This window comes from Kitasatospora sp. NPDC057518 (assembly GCF_042802075.1).
GTDB lineage: Bacteria > Actinomycetota > Actinomycetes > Streptomycetales > Streptomycetaceae > Kitasatospora.
Map to the genome: position 1 here is coordinate 1 of NZ_JBHVEU010000104.1, position 22114 is coordinate 22114.

The following is a 22114-nucleotide window of genomic DNA, read 5'->3' on the forward strand; positions in this document are numbered from 1 at the left end:
TGACCGTACGCGGCGCAGATGAGGAACTCCTTGGAAGCCCGGCCCGCCGCCGGGCGCGGACGGCGCACCCGGCGGCAGGCCCGTGGGGCGGGGTCAGCAGGCCTTGACGTACCAGACCGGGCCCCAGTCTGCGGTGGGGTCGCCGTAGGGAGCGCCGGGCGTGGTGTAGACGAGGTTCTTGGACTTGCCGTACATCTTCGCCTTGAGGCCGGCGGTCTGGTTGTTGTACCAGGACCCGCCGCTGTTCAGGCCGTCGGGGATCTCCTGGAGGATGCCGCAGTCGCTGAAGCGGAACATGAGGTGCTGGTAGTTGCTGTACTTGTAGCCGCAGATGTAGCCCTTGGGGCAGTCGGCCGGGGCCGCCGAGACGGCCGGCTGGGCGTTCGCCACGGGGGCGAGGAGCGTGGCGGCGGCGGCGAATCCGGCCGCGAGGACGATGCCGGCCTTGTGGACGAAGCGCATGGGGGACCTCCTGGGAGCAGTGACGTCGTGGTGCGGGCGGCCTGGCTCGGCGCCCGCACCTCAGTCTCGGAGTCCGGGGCACCGCCGCTCGACGTGTTTCGGCCTGGCCCGAATCACGGACGCACCGCTCAACTCCCCTACGAACCGGGCACATCGGGAACGTCGGGCCCGTCGCCGAGCAGTCCGAGGCCGAGCGCGGTCGGGCTGTGCAGCGCGGTGTTGCGGTACCGGGAGGTGCCGATCAGCCTGGCCTCGCGCAGCACGGTGGCGTGCTCGCTGGCGCTGGAGGGGGTGATCCCGGCGAGGACGGCGAGCTCCTTCGTCGAGCAGCCCGGGTGGTCGGCGATCACCCGCAGCACGGCGGCCCGGGTGCGCCCGAGCAGGGCGGTCACGGTGGGCCCCGACCCCGCCGGGGCCGGGTCGGGGCCGAGCAGGTCCGGCCAGCCCGCGGGGCGGCCGTCGTCGATCGGGAAGGTGACCGCGGGCTGGGGCAGGCCGTGGGAGTCGTCGCTGACCATGGCCCGCTTGGCGAACACCGAGGGGGCCAGCAGGACGCCCTGCCCCTGGAGCCGCAGGTCGTGGTCGACCCTGCTGCGGACCTCCAGCACCGGCGGCTTCCAGCGCATCCACCGGGGGCTGGCGCCGGCGAGCAGCAGCTCGACGCCCCCGCCGAGGAACTGGCGCATCCGCACCGCCCGGTCCGCGGCGTAGCAGTCGGTGATCCGCGACCAGTAGCGGCCGACCAGGTGCTCGTAGAGGAGGCCGAGGCTCTGGGCGAGTTCCTCGCGCAGCGCGCCGTCCTCGGCCAGGCGGCGGGCCCACCCGGGGACGGGCTGGTGCTCGGCGATCGCGGCCAGCTCCGCCGCGACGAGCCGGCCCGGGGTCGCCCGCACCCGCTCCAGCAGCTCCTCCGGCCGGCCTGCCACCGCGGGCATCAGGAAGGTCGGCCCCCAGCCGTCCGCCGGTGCCAGGGAGAGCGCCATCCGGGCCCGCTCGGGCAGCCGCCCCAGGACGCTCCGCCGCCACGGGTCCAGCCGCGCCGCGCGGCTCCGGTCCTGTAGGGCCCGCGCCGCGGCCAGGAGTTCGGCGAACGGCATCGGACCCGCCGGCCGGGTCCTGGCCAGGTCCTGGGAGGTGAAGTGGATCCGGTAGACCATGGGTTCCCTCCGGTGGCGGGCGACGGGGTCAGGTGCGTTTGAAGAACTCCACCTCCGCGAGCGCGATGGCGCGGCCGGGGCCGGTCCCGGCGGCCTCCCGGACGGTGAGCTTCACCTGGGTGACGTCGCTGATCCCGGTCTGGACGGTCTGCGGGCCCGGCTGGTCGTTGAGCGGGACCTGCTGGGTGTGGACCTCGCCGTCCTTCCCGGTGACCTCCAGGGTGAGGACGACGGGGCGGGCCTGCTGCTGGAACTGCTGGGGGTCCGGGGAGGCCCCGGTGTGGACGATCAGGTCCACCAGCCGGAACGGGCCGCGGAAGGAGAAGGTGACGGAGTCCCCGATCGCGGGCGCGCCCCAGTAGGTGTTGCTGAGGCCGTCGTCGGCCAGGGTGGCCGGGTGGCCCTCGACGGCGGCGCTCGCCGAGGTGGTGGCGGGGGCGATCGGCGCGGTGCCGCGGACCTTGTCCAGGACGTCCTGGAAGACCCGCTGACCGGCCGGGAAGAGCAGGACCCCGGCCACGACCACCGCGACGAGCGCGAGCAGGGCGATGGTGCGGCGCAGCGCGTTGCCCGAGCCGCCGATCCGCACCCGGCGCCGGAACGGCCAGCGGGTGCGCCACCAGGGCAGTTCGGCGACGGCTTCGGTGGGGGTCAGGGGTGCGGCGCAGCGGCGGCAGAACTTCCGCCCGGGCAGGTTGGGCGTGCCGCAGCTGGGGCAGGGCGGGCCGTCCTGGGTCTCGACGGCCTCGGTCGCCCGGCTGACGGGGCGGGGCGCGACGGGCTTGGCGGGCTGGACGGCCACCGGGTCGGCCGGGGCTGCGGGGGCCTGCGCACCGGGGACCTGCGCTGCGGGGTCGGGGGCCGGGGTCCGCGCGGGGGCCGGGCGTACGGGGGTGGTGGCGGGGCGCGGGGGGTCGGCGGCGGCCGGGGGTTCGGCGGCCGGGGCCGGGGCAGGCGGTCGCGATGCTTCGACCCGGTCCTTCGCCTCCTGCTTCGCCTCGCCGTCCTTGGCTTCCGGTTCGGCGCGCGCCGTCCGGCGCGAGGCGCTTCGCCGTATGGGTTCGGCGGGAGCGGGGGTGGGCGTGGGCGTAGGAGCAGGCGCGGAGGCGGGCGTCGGCTCGGGCGTCGGCTCGGGCGTCGGCTTGGGCGCAGGCGTCGGCTTCGGCGCGGGGGCAGGCACCGGCTCGGCCTGCGCGGGCGCGGGCGCGGCCGGCGCGGCACCAGCGGTGCGCGACCAGCCGAGGTAGGCGCCGCAGTTGCCGCAGAAGTCGTCCCCCTCCCCGTTGGCCGTTCCGCATTCGGGGCACACCGGCATTCGTCAGCCCTCCGCTCGCCCGGGTGGGCCGGGCAGGATCTCCACCCGGCAGGTCAGATGGACCGGACAGCCGGCCCTGACGACGGACCGCACCTGGTCCTCGTCCGGTTCCGCTCCGCGCAGCGGCCAGACCCGGACCAGCAGCTCGCCGCTCGGCGCGGGCGGCAGCGGGGCGTCCGGGTCGGCGGACCAGGAGGCGCCGCCGCCGTCCACGATCTCGGCGCCGACGCCGAGCACCAACCGCAGCCGTTCGGTGAGGCCGCGCCGGGTGCCGCGCCAGCGGTGCAGTTCCACCGCGCGCCCGACCACGGCGCGGCGCACCTCCACCGGCCAGGCCGGGTCGACCTCGACCGCGACCCAGGAGGCCAGCCAGTCGAGGAAGTCGGCGGGCGCGAGGCCGGGTTGGAAGTAGGCGGGCAGGTTGTCCAGGGTGGCGAAGACCGGGGCGAGGACGGTGTCCAGGCCGGACGTGAACCGCTGGGCGAAGTCGTCCTCGGCGAACATCGCGGGCAGCAGTTCGCCGATCGGGTGCGGGCTGGGCAGCCCGGGGACGGCGGCTCTGGTCATGACCGCCCGTCCTCGGCCTGCGCGGTGACCACGACCTGGTGCTGGTGGGAGAAGACCAGGGCGTCCGGCGGGACCTCGACCCGCTCGGTCGGCGCGCCCCGGCGGCCGGTGATCGGGTCGGCCGGGAACAGCCGCAGCTCGTCGACGCCCGCGACGGCGGCCACCCGCTGGAGCACCGCGAACACCTCCCCGTACTGCACCGCCCGGCCGAACGGCCAGCCCGTGCCGTCGGCGCCGCCGCGCAGCGGGTTGAGGTACCGGTAGAGCGCGGCGAGCACCTCCTCGCGGACCCGGTCGGGGTCGGCGGCGCGGGTGGTGAGCCGGGCGACCACCGTCACGCCCTGGTAGGCGGGCGGCTGGACGACCAGCCGGGTGCCGATCAGCCGCCGCTCGTCGAGGGCGGTCGCGACGGCGGCCAGCACCTGGTCGTCGGGGATCAGCTGCTCGAAGCGCAGCCGGTCGCCCTCGTCCGCGACGGCGTCGGGGACGACCAGCACCCGCACCGCGCCCGCCTCCCCGCCGGTGGCGGGCACGCAGCTGATCCGGGCGGCGGACGGCGCGGCCTGCCGGGCGATCAGCTCGAAGTCCCCGGCGGTGACGGCACGTTCCTGCAGGCGCAGCTGGTGCGGGGCGCGGGCCTTGGCGTTCTCGACGGTCTCGCCGTCGACCCCGCCGCGGGCCGCCTCCCGGTTGTCGACCCGGGCGATGTACGGGACGGAGCTGCGCAGCACCGTGATGGTGCCGCGGGCGACGTTGCCCGCGATCCCGCCGCCGGTGCGGTAGCGCGGGACGCGCAGGTGGGCGCCCTTGGGCGGGACGGCGCCGAAGGCTCGCAGGCTGCCGTCCGGTTCGCGGACCGCGGGCGGGAAGAGGAACTCGCCGGTGGTGGCGTCCAGCACCACGTGCCGGTCGGTGGGCGAGGACTCGCCGAAGTGCTCGACGACCGTCCACCGTTCCCAGCCCTCGCCGGCCGCGACCTCGACCACCGGGGGCTCGCCGTCGAGCAGCACCGGGGGCCGGGCGAGCCGGAAGCGCTGGCCCGCGACGCCCTCCGAGGCGCCGAGCGGCGCGTCGGTGACGGTCTGCGCGTGGACGGCGGTGGCGGTGCCGCCGACGGTGAACACCTCGGCCCGGCGGATGGTGGGCGACTCGGAGTAGAACGGCTGGCCAGGCCGCGGCTCGGTGACCCGGCAGCGCAGCCAGCCGGCCCGCCGTCCGGCGACCACCGAGGCGGTGTGCCCGGCGGGCACGAAGACGACCACCTCGCCGGGCCGGTTGAGGCCGCCGGTGGTGTCGCTGCCGGTCTCGCAGGCGATCCAGCGCGCGCCGTCCCAGACCTCCCAGGCCAGCGGCGGCTGGCGCGGGTCGACGCCGACGCCCTCGACCCGGCTGTCCAGCCGGACGACCAGGATGCAGCGCGGCACCACGGCCGGCAGGGCGAAGAGCATGGCGTCCCCGGCCACCGGGCGCTGCTGGAAGCACCGGACGTCCGCGCCGTCGGCCAGTCGGGCCGTGCCGTCGGACTGCTCGCCGGAGGCGGAGACGGTGACCAGCCGATCCAGCGAGCTGGGGACGACCGGCAGGTCCTCGGCGGTGGAGAGGACCACCGCCTCGTCGGTCTCGGTGCGCAGCGTGGAGACCTCGGTGCCGGCCCGCAGCAGGACGGTCTCGGTCTGCGGGGCGGAGAGCCAGAAGTCGACCTCGGCCCGGGCGGCGGCCGGCGGGAAGAGCCGGATGCCGAGCAGGTCGAGGAAGGCGGCGTAGTTCTTCTCCGGCACCCGGTTCAGCCGGTAGAGCAGCTGGTCCACCAGGTAGGCGAAGGTCTCGATCAGAGTGACGCCCGGGTCGGAGACGTTGTGGTCGGTCCACTCGGGGGCGCGCTGCTGGACGTACCGCTTGGCCTCGTCGACGAGCTGCTGGAAGCGGCGGTCGTCCAGGTTCGGGGAGGGCAGGGCCATCAGTTCGCAGACCCCTCGGCCGAGTTCGGGTGTTCCGGGATGGTGTAGAAGGGGAAGACCAGGTTGCGGCGGTCGTTGGTGGCCCGCACGGTGTAGTGGACGTCGATGTAGAGGGTGCCCTCCTCGACGCTGTCGAAGGCGATCACCACGTCGTCCACCTCGATCCTCGGTTCCCAGCGCTCCAGCGCGATGCGCACCTCGCGGGCGATCCGCCCGGCGGTGGTGCTGTCGCCGGTGGCGAAGACGTACTCGTGGATGCCGCAGCCGAACTCGGGGCGCATCGGCCGTTCGCCGGGGGCGGTGCCGAGGATCAGCCGGATCGCCTCCGCGAGTTCGCGGTCGCGCTCCACCAGGGCGATGCCGCCGGTGGCGTTGACGCGCAGCGGGAAGGCCCAGCCGCGGCCGATGAAGCTGCCCGTCATATGGCGCCGCCGATCAGCACGTTGAACGCTCCGACGGTGACGGTGGCGCCGCAGGTGGTCTTGTCCCCCACCCGGGCCGCGGGCAGGCCGCCGATCAGCACCACTCCCCCGGCGAGCGCGCCCGGGGAGGGCAGCACCACGTCGCCGGGGCCCAGGGCCAGGTGCGGGGGGACGACGCAGGCGTGGACGGTGCCGACGACGGCGGCGGGGCGGCCGCCGATCAGCACGGTCGCCACCTTGAGGGCGCCCGGCGGCGGGGTGGTGAGGGCGCCGCCGTGATCGGTCAGGTCGCCGGTCCGGGCTGCGGGGGGCATGTGCGGTCTCCGTTTCGGATGGTGCCCGCTGGTCGTGGGGCACGCGTCTACTGCCAAGTCTCTGTGACGATACGTCAGTTGATCCGGACGATGGCCCCCTTGAGCACCGCCTCGGCGCCGCCTTCCACGGTGACCGCCGTCGTGCCGCGGACGGTGACCGATCCGCCGCGCACGTCCACCGTGCCGGTGCCCGCGTCCAGGGTGATGCCGGAGGGGGAGAGCCGCACGGTGCTGCCGGCCGCGCCGCCGAGGCCGTGGACGGTCAGCACGATCTCGCCGCGCTGCTGGTCCAGCTTGACCTCCAGCTTGCCGTCGCCGCTCGCCAGCCGGACGCCGGACTTGCCGCCCGGCACGTCCAGCAGCTCCATCCGGTGGCCCGAACGGGACACCACGGAACGGCGGTTGACCTTGCCGGAGCCCGTGTCGACCAGCGGCACGTCGTGCGGGGAGGGCCGGTCCACGCCGTTGTAGAGCCCGCCCAGCACGTACGGGCTGTCCAGGTCGCCCTGCTCGAAGCCGACCAGCACCTCGTCGTTGACCTCGGGGCTGACCACCCCGCCGCCGCCGGCGCCGCCCCACTGCACGGTGCGCACCCAGTCGGAGACGTAGGTGTCGTCCAGCCAGGGGAACTTGAGCTTCACCCAGCCGCGCTGACCGCCGCCCGGCTCCCGGACGTCGGTGACCACGGCGACGGCCAGGCCGGGTATCCGCGGCCCGCGCGGCGGCGCGTTGCCGCCGCTGGTCAGCCCGGCCAGCGAGCGGTCGGGGGCCGCGCTGACCACCACGGTGGTGCGGTAGCCGCGGAACGGTTCGAGCAGGTGGCGCACCCCGGTGGCGGTGTAGCGGCCGGAGAAGGCGGCGCCGACGTTGCCCAGGGCGACCGCGGTGCCCGCCCGCAGCCGCGGGTTGCCCTCGGCGACGACCTCCAGCTCGCCGAAGCCGGCCGCCACCGAGGCGGCCAGCGACCGGGCCACCGAGGCGGTCTCCGCCTGGGTCCGGTACGGGGTGTCGGCGACGGTCAGCCGGGCCCGGCCGGGGAAGGCGGAGGTCAGCACCGAGGGGCTCATCCCCGGCTGCACGGTCTGGGACGTCACCGCGGGCTCGGTGGCGACCAGGGCGCTCTTGGTGGTGACGTTCCAGCCGCGCGCCTCGACGGTGTCCGCCCCTCCGGCGCCGGTCAGCACGCCGCGCAGCTCCAGCAGGTTGCGCCCGTACTCCAGCACCAGCGGGTTCTGCGGCGCGGGGGTGGAGGGGGCCGGTGCGCCGGAGGCGGGGTCGGGCTTGACGAACTCCAGCTTCCCGTCGTCGTCCACCCGCACCTGGGCGCCGCTCTCCTGCGCCAGGAACTGGAGGAACTCCCAGTCCGGGACGTTCGCCTGGGAGAGCTGCTGGTGGACGACCGGGAAGGCGTCGACCCGCCCGCAGGCCAGGCCCGCTCCGGAGGCGACCTCACGGACGATGTCGGCGGTCGTCATGTTCCGGAAGGCCTTCACCCGGCGCCCGCGCATCAGCCGGTGGGTGACGGCCGAGGCCCGCACCACGGTGTACGAGCCCGTGGTGTCCACCTCCAGCTCCAGCGCCGTCACCTCGCCGGTGAACAGCCGCGCCCGGGTGTTCCCCTGGACGGTCACCACGGACACCTTCAGCGGGGTGCCGATGGTGATGCCGGTGGCGGAGAGGAAGGTGTGGTCGGCGTCCCGGAAGGACAGCACGGCGGTGTCGGGCAGGCCGACGCTCTCCTCGATGTCGCAGGAGACCAGCTGGGTCACCCAGATCGGCGGCAGCGGGCCGGGCGCCTCGACGACGGGGTCGGCGGCGAAGGAGCGGCCGCCGCGGGCCTCGGGCGTGGTCATGGCCGTACCCCCTGCGCGGAGCCGCTCGGGGTCCGTCCGCTCTGGGTGAGCTCCTCGATCCCCGGCACGATCAGCTCCGCGCCGGGGAGCAGCGCCAGCGGATCGTCGATGTCGTTGGCCTCCGCGATGGTCCGCCAGGCGGTGGCGTCCCCGTAGGCGCGCCAGGCGAGCAGCGGCAGGCTGTCGCCGGCGATCACCCGGTGGGTGCTGCGGGCCTCCGGCGAGCCCGAGGTCGGGTTCTGGCCGGCCGGGTCGACGCTGGCCTCGTCGATGGTGAGCGAGCAGACCGCCCGCAGCGGCTTCCCGTCCACGTCGAAGAGCGAGTAGGTGACCGAGAGGCCGGTCAGCACCCCGTTGAACGACGTGGTCTTCAGGGTGCCCCAGTCCAGCCGGATCCACGGGCTGGCCGGGGTCTTGCGCGCCAGGCTGGCCGGGGTGGGCACACAGGCCGTCATCAGCTGCTCCACCGCCCGCTCCACCGAGTTGTCGTGGCTCGCGGTGGAGTCCAGGAACACGTCGAGGGAGAGCGAGCGCGGACCGCTGCCGACGAACTCGGGCAGCGCGGACTCGCCCGCCATCCGGGACGGGGTGCGCCGCCACTCGGTGGTCTTGCGCAGCACCAGGGTCGCCGGGTTGAACTGGAGCCGGAGCTGCGCGAGCGTGCCGCCGGGCTGCGCGCCGACCGTGGACGGTGGCTCCATGATGGTCAGTTGGGCCCGGGTGACGCTCGCGGGGACCGCTGGGGACATCCTGGTGCTCCTTCCGTGGGTCGGGCCGTCGGGCGGGGGTTGGGTAGGCGGGTGGTCGGGTCAGAAGGGGCGCAGGCCCGCGTGGGCGATCTCCAGGGTCTCCATCGCGGCCTGGGAGTTGGCCGGGTCGAAGGACGGGCCCTCCCAGCGCACCGGGACGATCCCGAGCACCTGCCAGCCGACGATCCGGCTCAGGTCCGGCCGCAGCGCCACGATCTCGCCGTCCTTCGGCTCGACCTTGCGGACGATCTCGGACAGCCAGCGGGCGATCTTCGTCGTGTCGGCGGTGACCGCCCGGGTCAGCGTGATGTTCGTCCAGGTGATGCGGCCCGGCAGCTGCCAGGCGAAGCCGTTGTTGCCGCCCTCCGCGTACTGCTCGATCTCGACCTGGGCGCCGAGTCCCGAGCAGGTGGTGAACTCACCCAGGTCGTTGCCACCGATGGTCAGGCTGAAGAACACGCTGGTCGCGAAGATGGTGTCGGTCATCGGTTCGGCTCCCTGCTCCCTTGCTTCCGGTCACGTCGCCGCGGCCCGCTGGCGGCCGTCCGGCTGGTGTGCGTCGTTCTGGTGTGCGGTTCCCGCTCCGCGCTCAGCGGCGCAGGTCGTACGGCTTGCCGCCGCGCTCCCGGCCCCTGCGCAACTCGGTGCGCAGCAGCCGGCCGACCGGTTCGACCAGCCGCCGGGCCAGTTCGTCGAGGTCGGCGGGGTCGGCGGACGACGCGGCGGGCGGTCCGCCGGGGGCGCTCCCCGGGGTGGTCGCGGCGGTCGAGGACGGTGCGGCGCGCTGCACCGTGGTGGGCGTACGCGCCGGTACGGCGGTCAGCGGCACCCCGGTCAGGCCGTTCTGCTCGGCCACCCGCTGCAGCAGCCGCGCCGTGGCGGGCGAAGGCGGGGCGGGCGGGGTGGACGCGGCGTTGGCGGCCCTGGTGGCGGTGGTGGCGTGCCCGGCGGGCAGGGCCCGTGACACGACGAGCGCGGGCGCGCCGGAGGGCACGGTGGCGGCCGGGACGGCGGGCTGCTGCGCCGGGGACGGCTGCGGGGGCCGGGACGTCGCCGGGAGGCGCTGGACCGGCGCGGTCGTCACGGGCCTGAGCCGAACAACCGGCGGGCGTGGGGCGGTCGCCGCCGCCGTCGTGGACGCCGTACCGGGGGCGCCGGGGCTCGGGCGGCCTGCCGACGTCGGCATGGCGGAACGCTGCAACGCCGGGGCGCTCAGGTTCGGGACCACCTCACGGGGTCGGTCGGGCAAGGCGTACGACGGGTTCGCGGGTCCGGCTGCGGTCGGGCCGGTGCCTGCCTGCGCTGACGGGTGCTCCGCGGCCCGGTCCGACGACCGCCGGGAGAACGCGCGTTGCACAGCAGCCACGACCCCGCGCGGCGCCCCCGCATCGGAGACGGCCGCCCCCGGGGTGCCGAACCTTGCCGGAGGGCCGAACCGCGCGGGGCCCGCCTGTGGGGCCGACGTCCCGGCGGTGGCGCCACTGCCGTCCCCGGTGCCCGACGGGCGCCGCGCCTGCGCACGCGCGTGCTGCGGAGCACCCGTGGCCGGCGCGGCCGCCGCTCCGCCGTCCGTACGGGAGGCGAGCGCGTTGGGCCAGACGGCCGGGACCACGGGCTTGGCGGGCGCCGTACCCGCGCTGGTGGGCACGGAGGTGCCGGTCGCGGGCGGCGCCGGCGGAGTGGCGAGGGCGACCGTCATCCGGCGGTCGCCGAGCAACCCGCGTCGCTGGCCGATGAGTTGGACGGCGCGTTGCACGCCCAGACCGCCCGCAGCCGGACGCGCGGGAACCGTCACGGGAACCACCGGACCGCTGCCGCCGGCGGGCGCGGCGCCCGCAGGGCGGGGCCGGGCGCCGGGGACGATCGGCTGCGCGGAGGCACTCGGCCGCCGTTCCGGGCCGCCCCCCGACGGCGAGGCGGCGGAGGAGGTACCCGTCGTCCCCTGCGGGGCGTCGGAGGCCGCCGGGCGTCCGGCGACCGGTCCGCGATGGCTGCGTTCCCCCTGCGGGTGCGCACCGTGGGCGCCGGCGGCCGGGCTGGTCGAACCCGTCGATCGTCCGCCGTCACCGCTCCGGGACGGGGAGTTGGGCTCCGCCGGGCTGTCGCCGGGCTGCCTGACGGCGCGCTGCACGGGCAGCCCCTCGCCGGCCACCGGCGAGGTGACGGCAGGGACGGCCCGACCTGCCACCGGAGGCGTGATCCGCTGGACCGGTCGGCGCCCGCCGAGCAAGGGAGCGGCGCCCCCCGCCACGGCGGCCGTCGGCGGCAGCGCGTCGAGCGGCGCGCCCAGGCCCCCGCGCGTCCGGGCAGGGGCCGGGTCGGGCTGGGTCGGCGCTGACGGCGCGGGCGCGGACGTCGCACGCTGGACGGACGCGCCCTCGGCGGTCCCACCCCTACGGGCAGGGGCCGGGTCGGGCTGGGTCGACGCTGACGGCGCGGGCGCGGACGTGGTGCCCTCGACGGCCCCACCCCGACGGGTGGAGGCCGGGTGAGGCTGAGCCGACGCGGCACGACCGGGAGCCGGTGCTGACGGCGCAGGCGAGGACGTCGCACGCTGGACGGACGCGCCCCCGATGGCCTCGCTCCTGCGGGCGGGGGCCGAACCGGGCTGGGTTGGCGCAGCATTACCGGAAGTCGGCGAGGACGGAACGCGCTGAACGGACGTGCCCTCGGCGGTCCCACCCCTGCGGGCAGGGGCCGAACCGGGCTGAGCCGACGCGGCACGACCCGGGGTCGGCGACGACGAGGGTGCGGGCGTGCCGGTCCCGGACGGCGCGCGCTGGACGGATGCGCTCCCGGCGGACCCACGGTCGGGCCGCACCGGTGCCGGGTTCCCCGACCCGGAGGCCGTACGGGCACGGCGGGCAGGGGTGGTGGCGGCGTCACGGCCCCCGCCGCCGGACGGCCGGGCGCCATCGGTCCCGCCCGCCTCGGAGCCGGTCGGCCCTGGGTCGGCGGCGGAGACAACGGGCATGGCCGGCGCACCCGAAGGGGCGTCAACGGCCCGGGGGCCGCCGGTGGCCAGGGGCGAGGCGCTGGCGGGCAGCGCGGTCAGGGGCGCGCCGAGGACCGGGCGGGCGGCCGCGCCACCACCCGACACGGCGGCGCGCTGGACCACCCCCGCGCCCCGTTCGGGCGCAGCGGCGGCTCCCGCACCCGGCGGCGTCCGTACGACAGCCTCGGGGTTCGCGGACGGCCGCGAGCCGTCGGTGGGTTCGGCCGTCGCCGCCGCGAGTGACGGCAGCGCGTCCGTGGCCCGGCTCGACGGCTCGGCGACGGCATCCCGCCTGCCGACCGCCCCCGGGACGGCCGTCACCGGGCGCACGGGCAGGGCCCGGGGGCGCCGCGCGACGGTCAACGGTGCGCTGACGGAACGCGGACGGACCGGCCGCTCGGCCCCGTAGGGACGCGAGGAGGCGGCACCCGCAGCGGGCGTCACCCCGGCAGGAGCCGACCCGCCGGGCGTCCCGGCATCATTCGCCGACACCGCAGGACGAGGTGAACTCCCCCGCACCCCACCGGACTTCGGCTCACCGTGCTCCGCCGCCCCGGCTGCCGTGGCCGCAGGCCCCGGCGCACCGCCGGAGGACCCGCCCGCGCGGGCCGGACGCGGCCCCGAGCGCACCGGAAGCCGCCGCAGCCGGACGGACCGCTGGACCGGCCGGGCCTGCCGAGCCGTCGCCGGCTCCCCGCTCTCCACCGGCTCTTCCGCCCCGGACTCCCTCGGGAGGACCGGCACGACGAGTTCGTCCCCGCCCGTGCGGACGGGCGCCGGAGAGCCCGGCCCCGCCACCGCCCGCAGGATGCCGGCCGGCGCGGTCGGGAGGACCGCGTGGCCGAGCGGCCCGCAGAGCGAGGGGTCCTGCCACGCGCTGAGCCGGGACCGGAACCTCAGGCCGTCGCTGACGCCGTGGCCCGGCCCGGCGAGGGTCGGGACCAGCGGCGCGACCGCGCGCCAGCCCCCGTCCCCGGACGCCCGGCGCCGCTGAACGACCTCGCCCGTACCGCCGGGCGCACCCTCAGCACCGCCGTCGCCGACAGCGGCGTCGCCGCCGCCCCGACGCCGGCCGATCCAGTCCCGAAGCCCCACCCCGGCTCACCCGCCTTCGCTGATGCGGGTGTTGAGCCGGGCGATCTCCCTGACCCACTGCCCGCGTTCGCGGTGGGTCAGGTCGAGGATGTCCTCCCGCTGCCAGTGGAAGTGGTACGCGATGTACGCGATCTCCTCGTACAGCCGAGCAGGCGCGTACGTCACGATTCCCCCAGGCGCCCACCGGCGAGGTCGACCTCGAAGGCGCCGTCGCAGTGCGGGCAGGTCACCGCGGCGCGCGTGTGGCCTTCGCTGTTGATCCGCTGGTAGAGGTCCTGGAGGAAGGCCACGTCGGTGGCGTACATCCGCTCGACGATCCCGGCGTGCACGTCGGTGAGGTCGCCGAGCCGGGTGATCACGTGGCTGAGCAGCACCACACTGAGGTAGGCCGGGTTCTCCTTGACCCGCAGGTCGATCTGCGGCATCAGCTCGTCCCGGGCGGTGGCCAGGCGCATGGCGCCGTGCCGGTGCACGGTGCCGTCGTCGTCCACGTACCCGATCGGCAGCTCGAACTCGAACTCGGTGTGCGGCACCCGCCCCCGGGGCTGCGCCGCCGCCGCTGCCGCCGGGGCCTGCTGCTGCGGCGCGGTGTTCTGGGGGGCCGGAGCCCGTTCCAGCAGCTCCTCCAGGCCGATCTTGCGCCTCACTCGACCGAAATCTCCTCGAACACGATGGTCACGGTCTCGGTGGCGGCGCTGGATTCGCCGGCGCTGAGGGTCGGGCCCTCCCAGCGGCTGGCCCAGGCGTTGAGGAGCTGGATGCGCCGCAGGGTGGCACCGGTGGTGTCCTTGACCTCGATGGTGAGGTTCTGCCGCGCGGTGTTGATCGCCCCGTTGTTGAGGGTCTCCTTGATCCAGTCCGTGAACGCGCCGCTCTTGTCCAGGCCGCGGGTGATGGTCACCTCGCCGGGGAGCCGGGCGCCGGGCTGCTTGCGGACGATCAGTTTGCCCTCTTGGGTCACCTGCTTGTACTCGACGACGTCCTGTTCGACCGTCAGGTTGCTGATCTCCTTGACGGACTCGACGTTGTAGCCGCCGAGTTGGACGCCGAATATGTGTGTGGAGAGCGGATCGCCTTCAGCCATGGGTCTGTGTCACCTTCCGATGCGAGGGGTGCCGAGGGTGCCGGGGAGCGGCACGGAGGGGTGGTGCCGACCGAGCCGGCCGGTCATTCGTTGACGAGGCTCGTGCTGTCGGAGAACTGGGACAGCCGGAACACCACGAACTCCGCGGGCTTCACCGGGGAGACGCCGATCTCGCAGATCACCTGGCCGAGGTCGATGGACTCCGGCGGGTTGTTGTCGCGGTCGCACTTGACGTAGAAGGCCTCGGCCGCGGTCTGGCCGAACAGGGCCCCGCGCCGCCACTCCTCGGTGAGGAACGCGGTGATGTTCCGGCGGATGCTGGACCACAGCCGGTCGTCGTTGGGCTCGAAGACCACCCACTGGGTCCCCAGGAGGATGGACTCCTCCAGGTAGTTGAACAGCCGGCGGACGTTCAGGTAGCGCCACGCCGGGTCGGAGGAGAGGGTGCGCGCGCCCCAGATCCGGATGCCGCGCCCGGGGAACGCCCGGACGCAGTTGACGCCGATCGGGTTCAGCAGGTCCTGCTCGCCCTTGCTGAGGCGCAGCTCCAGGTCCACCGCGCCGCGGATGACCTCGTTGGCGGGCGCCTTGTGCACGCCGCGCTCGGCGTCGCTGCGGGCCCACACCCCGGCGACGTGGCCGCTCGGCGGGACCAGCACGTTGCGGCCGCTCGCCGGGTCGAACACCTTGATCCACGGGTAGTAGAGCGCGGCGTAGCGGGAGTCGAAGCCCGCCTCGTCGTTGCGCCAGGTGCGCATCCGCTGGGCGTTGAGGCCGGGCGGCGGGTCCAGGACGGCGATCCGGTCGCCCATCTGCTCGCAGTGCGACATCACCGCCAGCTGGACGGTGCGCAGGCCCTCGTCGTCGAGGTCGCCGCGCTGGTAGGCGCTCATCAGGTCGGGGACCGCGACCATGGTGATCTCGTCGATCGCCTCCAGGCCGCCGAAGCCGGTCCGGGCGGCGGCGTCGCCGACGTACTCGGCGGGGTCGAGCCGGCCGGTCGGGGCCGCGGCGGGCGCGGGCGCGGCGGCCAGGGCGTGGCCGCGGCGCTCGGGGCGGCTCGGCGCGGTGCCGGGCTGTTCGGCGACGGCGACCAGCTTCGACTCGCGCAGCTGGGTGACGACGTAGCCCTTGGTGCTCTTGCGGGTCGAGACGTCGTACGTCTCGACGACCTCGGTGCCCCGGCGCACCAGCAGCCGGAACCGGTCGTCGGGGACGTTCTCGCCCTCCGCGTCGACGACCTCGACGGACACCTCGCCGCCCGCGCCGGGCAGGGCGGAGAAGAGGAAGCCGGCGATCTCGACGGGCGGGGCCGCGGTGACGGCGGGGGCGGCGCCGGGCGTCCGCCGGGCCGGGTCGCCGACCCGCACGACGTAGGCGGAGCCGCCGCCGTTGGCGAAGAAGCCGTACACCGAGTGGGCCAGGTAGGTGCCCTCGGTGAAGCCGCCGAACCGCTGGACGTACTGGTCCCAGTTGGTCACCAGTGTGGGCTCGTGGAAGGGGCCGGTCTCGGCGAAGCCGACGAACGCGGCGACGGCCGTGCCGACGCCCTCGATCGGCCGGGCACCGGACTGGACCTCCTCCACGTACACGCCCGGGGTGAGGTACGACGGCATACGCGCTCCTTCGGCTGGCCCTGCATTTTCGCCGGTCATTCGCCCCCGAGTCTGCTGCCCGGGCGGCACCCGGGGACATGTCCCCAGGTGCCGGACCGGGGGCAATGCCGCTGCCCCCGGCGGACACCGCCGTACGTACCCACCGGCCTCCGCCGCCCCGGAAGTGCTCGGCCGTGCCCGCCGGCCACGCGGGAGGCGCTCAGCCGTGCCCGGCGTCGCCGAGGACGCCCAGCCACGGCCCGAACTCGCTGGCCAGCACCAGCCGGCCGAGCTTGCGGTACTCGCCGACCACCGCGGAGACCAGCTGGGCCATGCCCAGCGGGGCACCCGTCCCGGCGGCCAGGTAGGCCGCGGAGACGGCGCAGGCCCGGATGGAGCCGCCGGTGAGCTCGAAGTTCCGGGCGCAGTAGTCCAGGTCGAGGTCGTCGCCGCGGGGCACCAGCGGTCCCAGGCAGCGGTCCCAGAGCCGGCGCCGCTGCGCCTCGTCCGGGAGCGGGAACTCCGCGATGACGTCCAGTCGGCGGGTGAACGCCTCGTCGAGGTTGGCCCGCAGGTTGGACGTCAGCACCGCGATCCCGTCGAAGGACTCCATCCGCTGGAGCAGGTAGGCCGTCTCGACGTTGGCGTGGCGGTCGCGGGCGTCCTTGACCTCCGAGCGCTTGCCGAACAGCGCGTCGGCCTCGTCGAACAGCAGGACGCCGTTGACCTGGGCGGCCTCGGTGAAGATGCGTTCCAGGTTCTTCTCGGTCTCGCCGATGTACTTGTCCACCACGGTGGCGAGGTCCACCACGTACAGCTCCATGCCGAGTTCGGCGGCGACCACCTCGGCGGACATCGTCTTGCCGGTGCCGGACTCCCCGGCGAACAGGGCGACCACCCCGTTGCCCCGGCCGCCGCCCGGGCGCATCCGCCAGCTCCCGAGCACCTGGTCGCGGTGCCGGGCCCGCAGCACGAGTTCGCGCAGCCGGCCCGCGGTGGGGGCGGGCAGCACCAGGTCGGACCAGCCGACCGCGGGTTCGATCCGGCGGGCGAGCCGGGCCAGGCCCGCGCCGTTCTGCGCCCGCACCGCCGTCCGCAGGTCCTCGGCCCGCACCGGGCGGTGTTCGGCGGCCGCCGTCCGGGCCGCCACCGAGGCCGCGCGCGCCACCTGCTCCTGGTCCAGCCGGTACGCGGCGACGGCCTCGGCCAGGTCCTCGCTCAGCTCGCCGCCCGGCTGCCCGCCCAGCGCCTGGGCCCACTGCCCGGCGCGGTCGTGCTCCTCCGGCGGCGGGACGGTGACCACCACCGGGCTCCGCGCCGCCCAAGCCGGGTCCCAGACCTGGGGGCCGTGCACGACCAGCGCGACGCCGTCGAGTTCCGCGCAGAGCTCGCGCAACAGCGCGGCCCGCTCGGGCCGTTCGGGTTCGAGCCGGTCCAGCGGTCCGAGCACCACGCCGCCCCCGCCCAGCCGCGCCTCGCGGGCGAGCACCCGGACGGTGCCCTCCGGCCGGCGGGCGGCGAGCGCGGCGGCGTCGACCACCAGCGGCGGCGGGCCGTCGGCCGCGAGGGCGGCCACCGCGAGCGGGCCGGCGTGCCCGCCCCGGTCCAGCAGGTGCACCAGTCCGCCGTCGGCGGCCAGCGCGCGCAGCCGCTCGTCCGGCCGTTGGAGGCGGGGCCCGGGACCGGCGCGGTGGGCGAGCCCGGCGAGCGCGCCGTCCGGCTCGTCGTCGCCGAGCAGGTGGGCCGTCACCCGGTCGGGGACGCGCAGGATGCGGGAGAGCAGCGGGCGGTCCGGCTCGGTGATCTCCAGCAGGCCGCCGGCGACCAGCGGGGACCGGGCGGAGAACCGGAAGCGGCCGGCGCCGGCGCCGGGCAGTCCGCACAGGTCGAGGGCCAGGCCGATGGTCGCCCGGCGGCGGGTCAGGTCGTCGTTGAGGTAGCCGTAGAGCTGTTCGAAGCGGGAGTCGAGGTCGGGGGCGAGCGCCACCAGCAGCAGGTCGAGGTCCACCGGGAGCAGCCCGAAGGCGGCGGTGAGCCGCCCGAGCCGGGAGCCGGGCGGCGGCGCGGGCCCGTCGCCAGGGTCCGTGGCGGCGCGGTGCACGGTGGCGGAGGCCGCCAGGATGCGCTCCACCGCGTCCGGGCCGAGGTACTGGCCGCGGTACGGGTCGTCCGGGTCGGGGTCGTCGGCGCGGCGTTCGCGCACCGCGGCGCGGACCCGCTGCTCGACCCGGTGCAGCCGCTCCCAGAGGTGGTCGTGGCCGGGCGGCGCACCGTCGACCGCCTCGTCCAGGTCGACACTCACAGCGTCCTGCCCCTCGTCCAGGTCCACGCTCATCGCGCCCTGCCCCTCGGCCGGCGGCCGGGCGGCAGCTCGCGGTCGCGGGGCGCGGCGAAGCCGTCAGGACCGGGGTCGGTGGCGTCCTGGTAGCGCAGTCGGCGGCCCGGGCCGTCGGCGGGCGGCGGGCCCGCCGGGGTGGTGTCGCCGGCGCGCAGCACCAGCCCCTCGGTGACGGGCGGTCCGGCCGGGGTGCGTCCGCCGGGCAGCGGGGCGAGCACCCGCAGGTCGACGGAGGGCCGCAGCTCCCCGCCGAGCGAGGACCAGACGTCGGACACCGACGGCAGGCCGGTGTCGCGTCCCGCGATGTCCAGTCCGACGGTCAGTCCGAGCTCGGCGAGCGTGCCGGTGAGCAGCCGGGCTGGCAGCGTGTCGGTGGCGGTCAGGCACTGCAGCACCTCGGCGAGCAGCCGGTGTTCGTCCTGCGGCCGGTTGGTCCAGGCGGTGACCAGGTAGGCCAGTTCGAACCAGCGGGGCGCGGGGCGGTGGCCGGTCACCAGGCCGTCCGCGTCGTGCTCCGCGACGGTGCCGGCCTGTCGGCGGCCGGTGTCCTCGCGGAGCCCGTACAGGAAGACGCTGACGGTGGGGGCGTTGCGCCGGGCGGCGAAGTCCCGGGTGGGGGCGTCGAAGACGACCTCGATGCCTCGTTCGGGCAGCCCGGTCTCGGCGAGCAGCTGCCGCAGCGCCTCGTCGACCTCGTGGATCACCGGCGCTCCACCTCCCCGGGCGGGCCGATGCTGCCCTCGACGACGAGGAAGGGGCAGGTCACCGGGGAGAATCCGGGGCCTTCGGCGGTGATGGTGCGCGGCCCGGTCTCGTCCTTGGGGAGGATGAGCAGCTGGCCGGCGAAGGTCCCGTCGCCCTTCGGGCGGGTGGGGGCGGCCTCGGCGGTGATGCCGGGCTGCCAGGTGAACCGGACGGGTGCGCCGGGCGGGAAGTCCACGCCGCGCACCGAGGTGACGAAGCCGGGCTTGCCGATCGGCGGCACCGCGACGATGCGGGGCTGGAGGATGCGCAGCGGGGTGCCGGCCCGGTGCGGTCCGGGGGTGGCGTCGGTGCCGGTGGTGGTGAGCTCGGCGGTGATGGTGGTGTCGAGCGCCGCGACGGGTGAGAGCACCACCCGGACGACCGCGCTGCGGCCCGGGGCCAGGTCGCTCACCGTGCAGGTGCCGTTGCGGCAGCCGGGGGGCAGGGCCCCGGTGGGCACGCCGGCGGGCAGGCCGAGGGTCAGGCGCAGTCCGGTGGCGCGGGCCTGGCCGGTGTTGCGCACGGTGTAGCTGACGGTCACGCGGCCGCCGACGTAGCCGGGGTTGGGCTGGGCGCCGACCGTGATCTCCGGACCGGCCTGCGGCGGCGGTGCCGGGGCGGGGGCCGGGGGCGGCGGCGGTGCGGGGCTGGGCGCCACGGTCGGGGGCGGGGTCGTGGTCGGGGTGGGTGTCGGGGTCGGGGTGGGCGTCGCGGTCGGCGAGGGGGTCGGGCTCGGGCTCGGCGAGGGGGTCGACGGTTCCAGCACCGGTAGGAAGGTCCGGGCGGAGTCGTCGTCGGGGTACGGGTCGACGACCGTCCCGGTGACGGTCCAGCCGAAGTCCGGGACGCCCGGCCTGGTGCCGACCAGGGTGGCCTTGATCCGGACCACCTGGCGCGGGGTCAGGGTGCCGAGTTCGCAGCGCAGGGCGGCCGCGTCGCACGTCCCGGTCGGGGTGGTCAGCTTGTCGAGCCGGGCGCCGGTCGGCACCGAGACGGTGAGGGCGGTGCCGGGCGAGGGCGCGGGGCCCTTGTTGGTGACGGTGACGGTCACCTCGGTGCTGCCGTCGACGGGGACGGCCGGGGTCCGCTCGGGCACGCTGATCGCCAGGTCGACGGACTGCTGGACGGCGGGCTCCTTCTGGCGGCCCGGCAGCCGCCAGTCGAGTTCGGTGAGCTTGGCGGTCGCGAAGTCGTAGACCTTGAGCCCCTCCGGTGAGTTCGGTGGCGCGGCGCGGCGGGAGGTCAGGACCAGCTGCGCGCTGTTCGCCGTCCAGGCGACGTCGCGGGGCTGGAAGGGCCCGGTGGTGGGGCGGTCGGGCAGCGGCCGGGTGCAGGCGCCCTGGCCGAGCCCGGTGGGCACGACCACCGTGCAGTCCTCGCCGGTCGGCGAGGTGACGACGACGCCGTCCTGCTGGTTGTTCCCGCCGTCACCGGCCTTGCGGTTGAAGGCGATGCGGCGGCCGTCGGGGGCGAAGGCGGGGCTGTCGTCGATGACGTCGCAGTTGCCCGGGCAGGCCGTCCGGCTGAGGTCGGTCTGCCGGGTGAGGTCGTCGGCGGTGACGGTCCAGACGTGCAGGTTGCCGGCGTTTCCGTTGACCACCGCCGTCCGGGAGAAGGCGATCAGCTTGCCGTCGGGGGACCAGAACGGCTGGCCGTCGGAGGCGCCCTGCTGGCCGGCCGGCGGCCGGACGGTGCCGATGATCTTCCCGGTGGCGACCTCGGCGACCAGCACCCGCCCGGGCCGGGCCGGGTCCTGGCCGGTGGCCGGGGTGCTGCGGCTGAACACGATCAGCCGGCCGTCCGGGGAGATCGACGGGTCGGTGTCGCGGTCGTTCGGGCCGCGTCCGGCGAGGTTCATCGGCTGCGGGTCGGCGCCGTCGCCGTCGGCGGTCCAGATCCGCTGGATCCGTCCGGCCGGGCCGTCCTCGTAGCGGGTGACCACGATCCGGCGGCCGTCGGGTGTGTAGGTCTGGCGCTCGTACCAGGGGTCGAAGCCGGGGCGGGGGTGGAACAGCGGGTCGGCGCCCGGGTCGGTGCTGGTGTTGTCGGCGGCGGCCGGGTCCTCGCGGAGCACGCTGATGCCGAGGTCGCGCGGGTCGGAGCCGTCGGGGAGGACGTCCTCGACGTCGGCGACGTTGGCGCCGGAGGCGCTGGTCTGCTCGACGACGGGGCCGCCCTCGGTCTGGGTGCCCAGCCAGGTCGGCGTGGCGATCAGCCGGTTGGCGCGGTAGAGCACCTTCGGCGCTTCGCAGTTGCAGGTCAGCGCGCGGTAGAGGTTCACCACCGGCGGCCGGGACGGGTCGGGCTGCGGGGTCGGGTCGTTGGGGTCGAGCAGGTCGGCGCTGAGGAAGAGCACCCCGCTGCCGTCGGCCATCCAGCCGGCCGAGCCGGTCTTCCAGGTGGAGCCGGTGCCGGGGAAGAAGGCCTTCTCGCCGCCGGTGGGCGAGGTGAGGACCAGGGTGCGGCCCTGGGCGCCCTCGTCCCGGGTGTAGACGATCTCGTTGCGGTGGGCGTCGTCGTTCACCGGATTCCAGGCCGGGTCGACGGCGTCCCCGCTGGTCACGCTGGTGACCTTGACGGGCGCGCCGCCCTCGAACGGCCGCAGGTAGATCTGACGGTGCGACGGTTCGCCGTCGCAGGAGTACGCGATCCACTTGCCGTCGGGCGAGACCGTCGGGTGGGTCTCGTCGGCCGCGCCCTCGGTGATCCGGCGCAGGCCGCTGCCGTCCCGGTTGACGGCCCACAGGACGTGCCGGGGGCCGGCGTCCCCGGCGCGGGGCTCCAGGGCCTCGAAGACGACGCCCTTGCCGTCGGGGGCGAGCGCGGGGTGGGCGGTGTCCATGCCGGTGGTGAGCCGGTGCACCGCGCCGGCCGCGTCGCGCAGGTACACCTGGGGCAGCGGGCCGTCCCGCAGGCTGGTGAAGACGAGTTCGCCGCCGCGGGCGGACGGGTCCCGGTCGAAGTGGATCGGGCCGGGCCCGAACAACGGGGCGCTGTCCGTCATGCCGGTCACCCGGCCGAGGCCGCGGTGGTCGGTGCCGGCGAAGACGATCCGCCCGGCCGCCGGGTCGACCGCGGCCGCCGGGGCCGCGGCGGCGCCCTGCCCTCCGGGCGCGGCGCCGGCCAGGGTCACCAGGGCCGTCGCGAGCGCGAGCAGCGCCGCGAGGGCGGCCCGGGCCGGCCGCCGGGCGGAGCGGGGAGTGGCGGTGGCGCCGATCACGGCTCGACCTCACAGGTTGCAGGGGCGGTCTCCCCCGCAGTCTCCCGGGCCCGGGCGCCCGGGGACAGAGCCCGGGCACCCTTGGCGGGGGAAGCACCTCCTGTCCCCAAAGGGCAGACTGCCGGCGCCGTGCACGGGAAGTCGGCCGGGCGACTCTGCTGGCGAAGTCGGTTGGGTTGGGCGTGGGACAGTAAGTGTGTGCCGGTCGGGGCGGGTTGGCTGTCTGTGGGGGTGGGTCGTGTTGCG

18 protein-coding genes are annotated in these 22114 nt (G+C 75.9%); all 18 read right to left on the reverse strand.

All coding sequences use genetic code 11. From position 1 onward, the window contains the following. Positions 1-93: 93 nt before the first annotated feature. On the reverse strand, positions 94-462 hold the full coding sequence (locus ACFU7Z_RS13490; RefSeq protein WP_380777600.1) for a hypothetical protein: 369 nt from the start codon (positions 460-462) through the stop codon (positions 94-96). A gap of 137 nt (positions 463-599) precedes the next feature. Next, complete coding sequence (locus tag ACFU7Z_RS13495; protein WP_380777601.1) at positions 600-1619, reverse strand: ArsR/SmtB family transcription factor; 1020 nt, start codon at positions 1617-1619, stop codon at positions 600-602. Positions 1620-1647: 28 nt separating this feature from the next. Beyond that, the gene (locus ACFU7Z_RS13500; RefSeq protein ID WP_380777602.1) at positions 1648-2934 is read right to left on the reverse strand and encodes an NADase-type glycan-binding domain-containing protein; all 1287 of its coding nucleotides are present in this window, start codon (positions 2932-2934) and stop codon (positions 1648-1650) included. A 3-nt stretch (positions 2935-2937) separates the two neighbouring features. After that, positions 2938-3501 (reverse strand): phage tail protein, encoded by a 564-nt coding sequence (locus tag ACFU7Z_RS13505; protein ID WP_380777603.1) that lies wholly within the window; start codon positions 3499-3501, stop codon positions 2938-2940. Beyond that, positions 3498-5459 carry a putative baseplate assembly protein gene (locus ACFU7Z_RS13510; RefSeq protein ID WP_380777604.1) on the reverse strand — a complete coding sequence of 654 codons (1962 nt, stop codon included), beginning with the start codon at positions 5457-5459 and terminating at the stop codon, positions 3498-3500. The genes ACFU7Z_RS13505 and ACFU7Z_RS13510 overlap by 4 nt, the downstream gene beginning before the upstream one ends. Then, on the reverse strand, positions 5459-5881 hold the full coding sequence (locus ACFU7Z_RS13515) for a GPW/gp25 family protein (protein WP_049657621.1): 423 nt from the start codon (positions 5879-5881) through the stop codon (positions 5459-5461). Before ACFU7Z_RS13515 ends, ACFU7Z_RS13510 begins: the two co-directional genes overlap by 1 nt. Next, entirely contained in the window at positions 5878-6195 is a 318-nt protein-coding gene (locus tag ACFU7Z_RS13520; RefSeq protein WP_074002699.1) for a PAAR domain-containing protein, read from the reverse strand. Before ACFU7Z_RS13520 ends, ACFU7Z_RS13515 begins: the two co-directional genes overlap by 4 nt. A gap of 74 nt (positions 6196-6269) precedes the next feature. After that, on the reverse strand, positions 6270-8048 hold the full coding sequence (locus ACFU7Z_RS13525; protein WP_380777605.1) for a VgrG-related protein: 1779 nt from the start codon (positions 8046-8048) through the stop codon (positions 6270-6272). After that, on the reverse strand, positions 8045-8797 hold the full coding sequence (locus ACFU7Z_RS13530) for a LysM peptidoglycan-binding domain-containing protein (protein ID WP_380777606.1): 753 nt from the start codon (positions 8795-8797) through the stop codon (positions 8045-8047). Before ACFU7Z_RS13530 ends, ACFU7Z_RS13525 begins: the two co-directional genes overlap by 4 nt. Before the next feature lie 60 nt (positions 8798-8857). Beyond that, positions 8858-9283 carry a phage tail protein gene (locus ACFU7Z_RS13535; protein ID WP_049657629.1) on the reverse strand — a complete coding sequence of 142 codons (426 nt, stop codon included), beginning with the start codon at positions 9281-9283 and terminating at the stop codon, positions 8858-8860. 103 nt (positions 9284-9386) lie between these two features. After that, positions 9387-9881, reverse strand: a complete 495-nt coding sequence (locus tag ACFU7Z_RS13540) for a hypothetical protein (protein ID WP_380777607.1) — start codon at positions 9879-9881, stop codon at positions 9387-9389. Between the two features lie 3012 nt (positions 9882-12893). Next, positions 12894-13052 carry a DUF6760 family protein gene (locus ACFU7Z_RS13545; RefSeq protein WP_181970396.1) on the reverse strand — a complete coding sequence of 53 codons (159 nt, stop codon included), beginning with the start codon at positions 13050-13052 and terminating at the stop codon, positions 12894-12896. Continuing rightward, on the reverse strand, positions 13049-13534 hold the full coding sequence (locus tag ACFU7Z_RS13550; RefSeq protein ID WP_074002702.1) for a hypothetical protein: 486 nt from the start codon (positions 13532-13534) through the stop codon (positions 13049-13051). Before ACFU7Z_RS13550 ends, ACFU7Z_RS13545 begins: the two co-directional genes overlap by 4 nt. Then, the gene (locus ACFU7Z_RS13555; RefSeq protein WP_049660364.1) at positions 13531-13971 is read right to left on the reverse strand and encodes a phage tail protein; all 441 of its coding nucleotides are present in this window, start codon (positions 13969-13971) and stop codon (positions 13531-13533) included. Before ACFU7Z_RS13555 ends, ACFU7Z_RS13550 begins: the two co-directional genes overlap by 4 nt. An 83-nt stretch (positions 13972-14054) precedes the next feature. After that, the gene (locus ACFU7Z_RS13560; protein WP_380777608.1) at positions 14055-15587 is read right to left on the reverse strand and encodes a phage tail sheath family protein; all 1533 of its coding nucleotides are present in this window, start codon (positions 15585-15587) and stop codon (positions 14055-14057) included. Between the two features lie 199 nt (positions 15588-15786). Then, positions 15787-17901, reverse strand: a complete 2115-nt coding sequence (locus ACFU7Z_RS13565) for an ATP-binding protein (protein ID WP_380777609.1) — start codon at positions 17899-17901, stop codon at positions 15787-15789. Beyond that, complete coding sequence (locus ACFU7Z_RS13570; RefSeq protein WP_117485899.1) at positions 17898-18608, reverse strand: DUF4255 domain-containing protein; 711 nt, start codon at positions 18606-18608, stop codon at positions 17898-17900. The genes ACFU7Z_RS13565 and ACFU7Z_RS13570 overlap by 4 nt, the downstream gene beginning before the upstream one ends. Continuing rightward, positions 18605-21865, reverse strand: a complete 3261-nt coding sequence (locus ACFU7Z_RS13575; RefSeq protein ID WP_380777610.1) for a hypothetical protein — start codon at positions 21863-21865, stop codon at positions 18605-18607. The genes ACFU7Z_RS13570 and ACFU7Z_RS13575 overlap by 4 nt, the downstream gene beginning before the upstream one ends. Between the last annotated feature and the right edge of the window lie 249 nt (positions 21866-22114).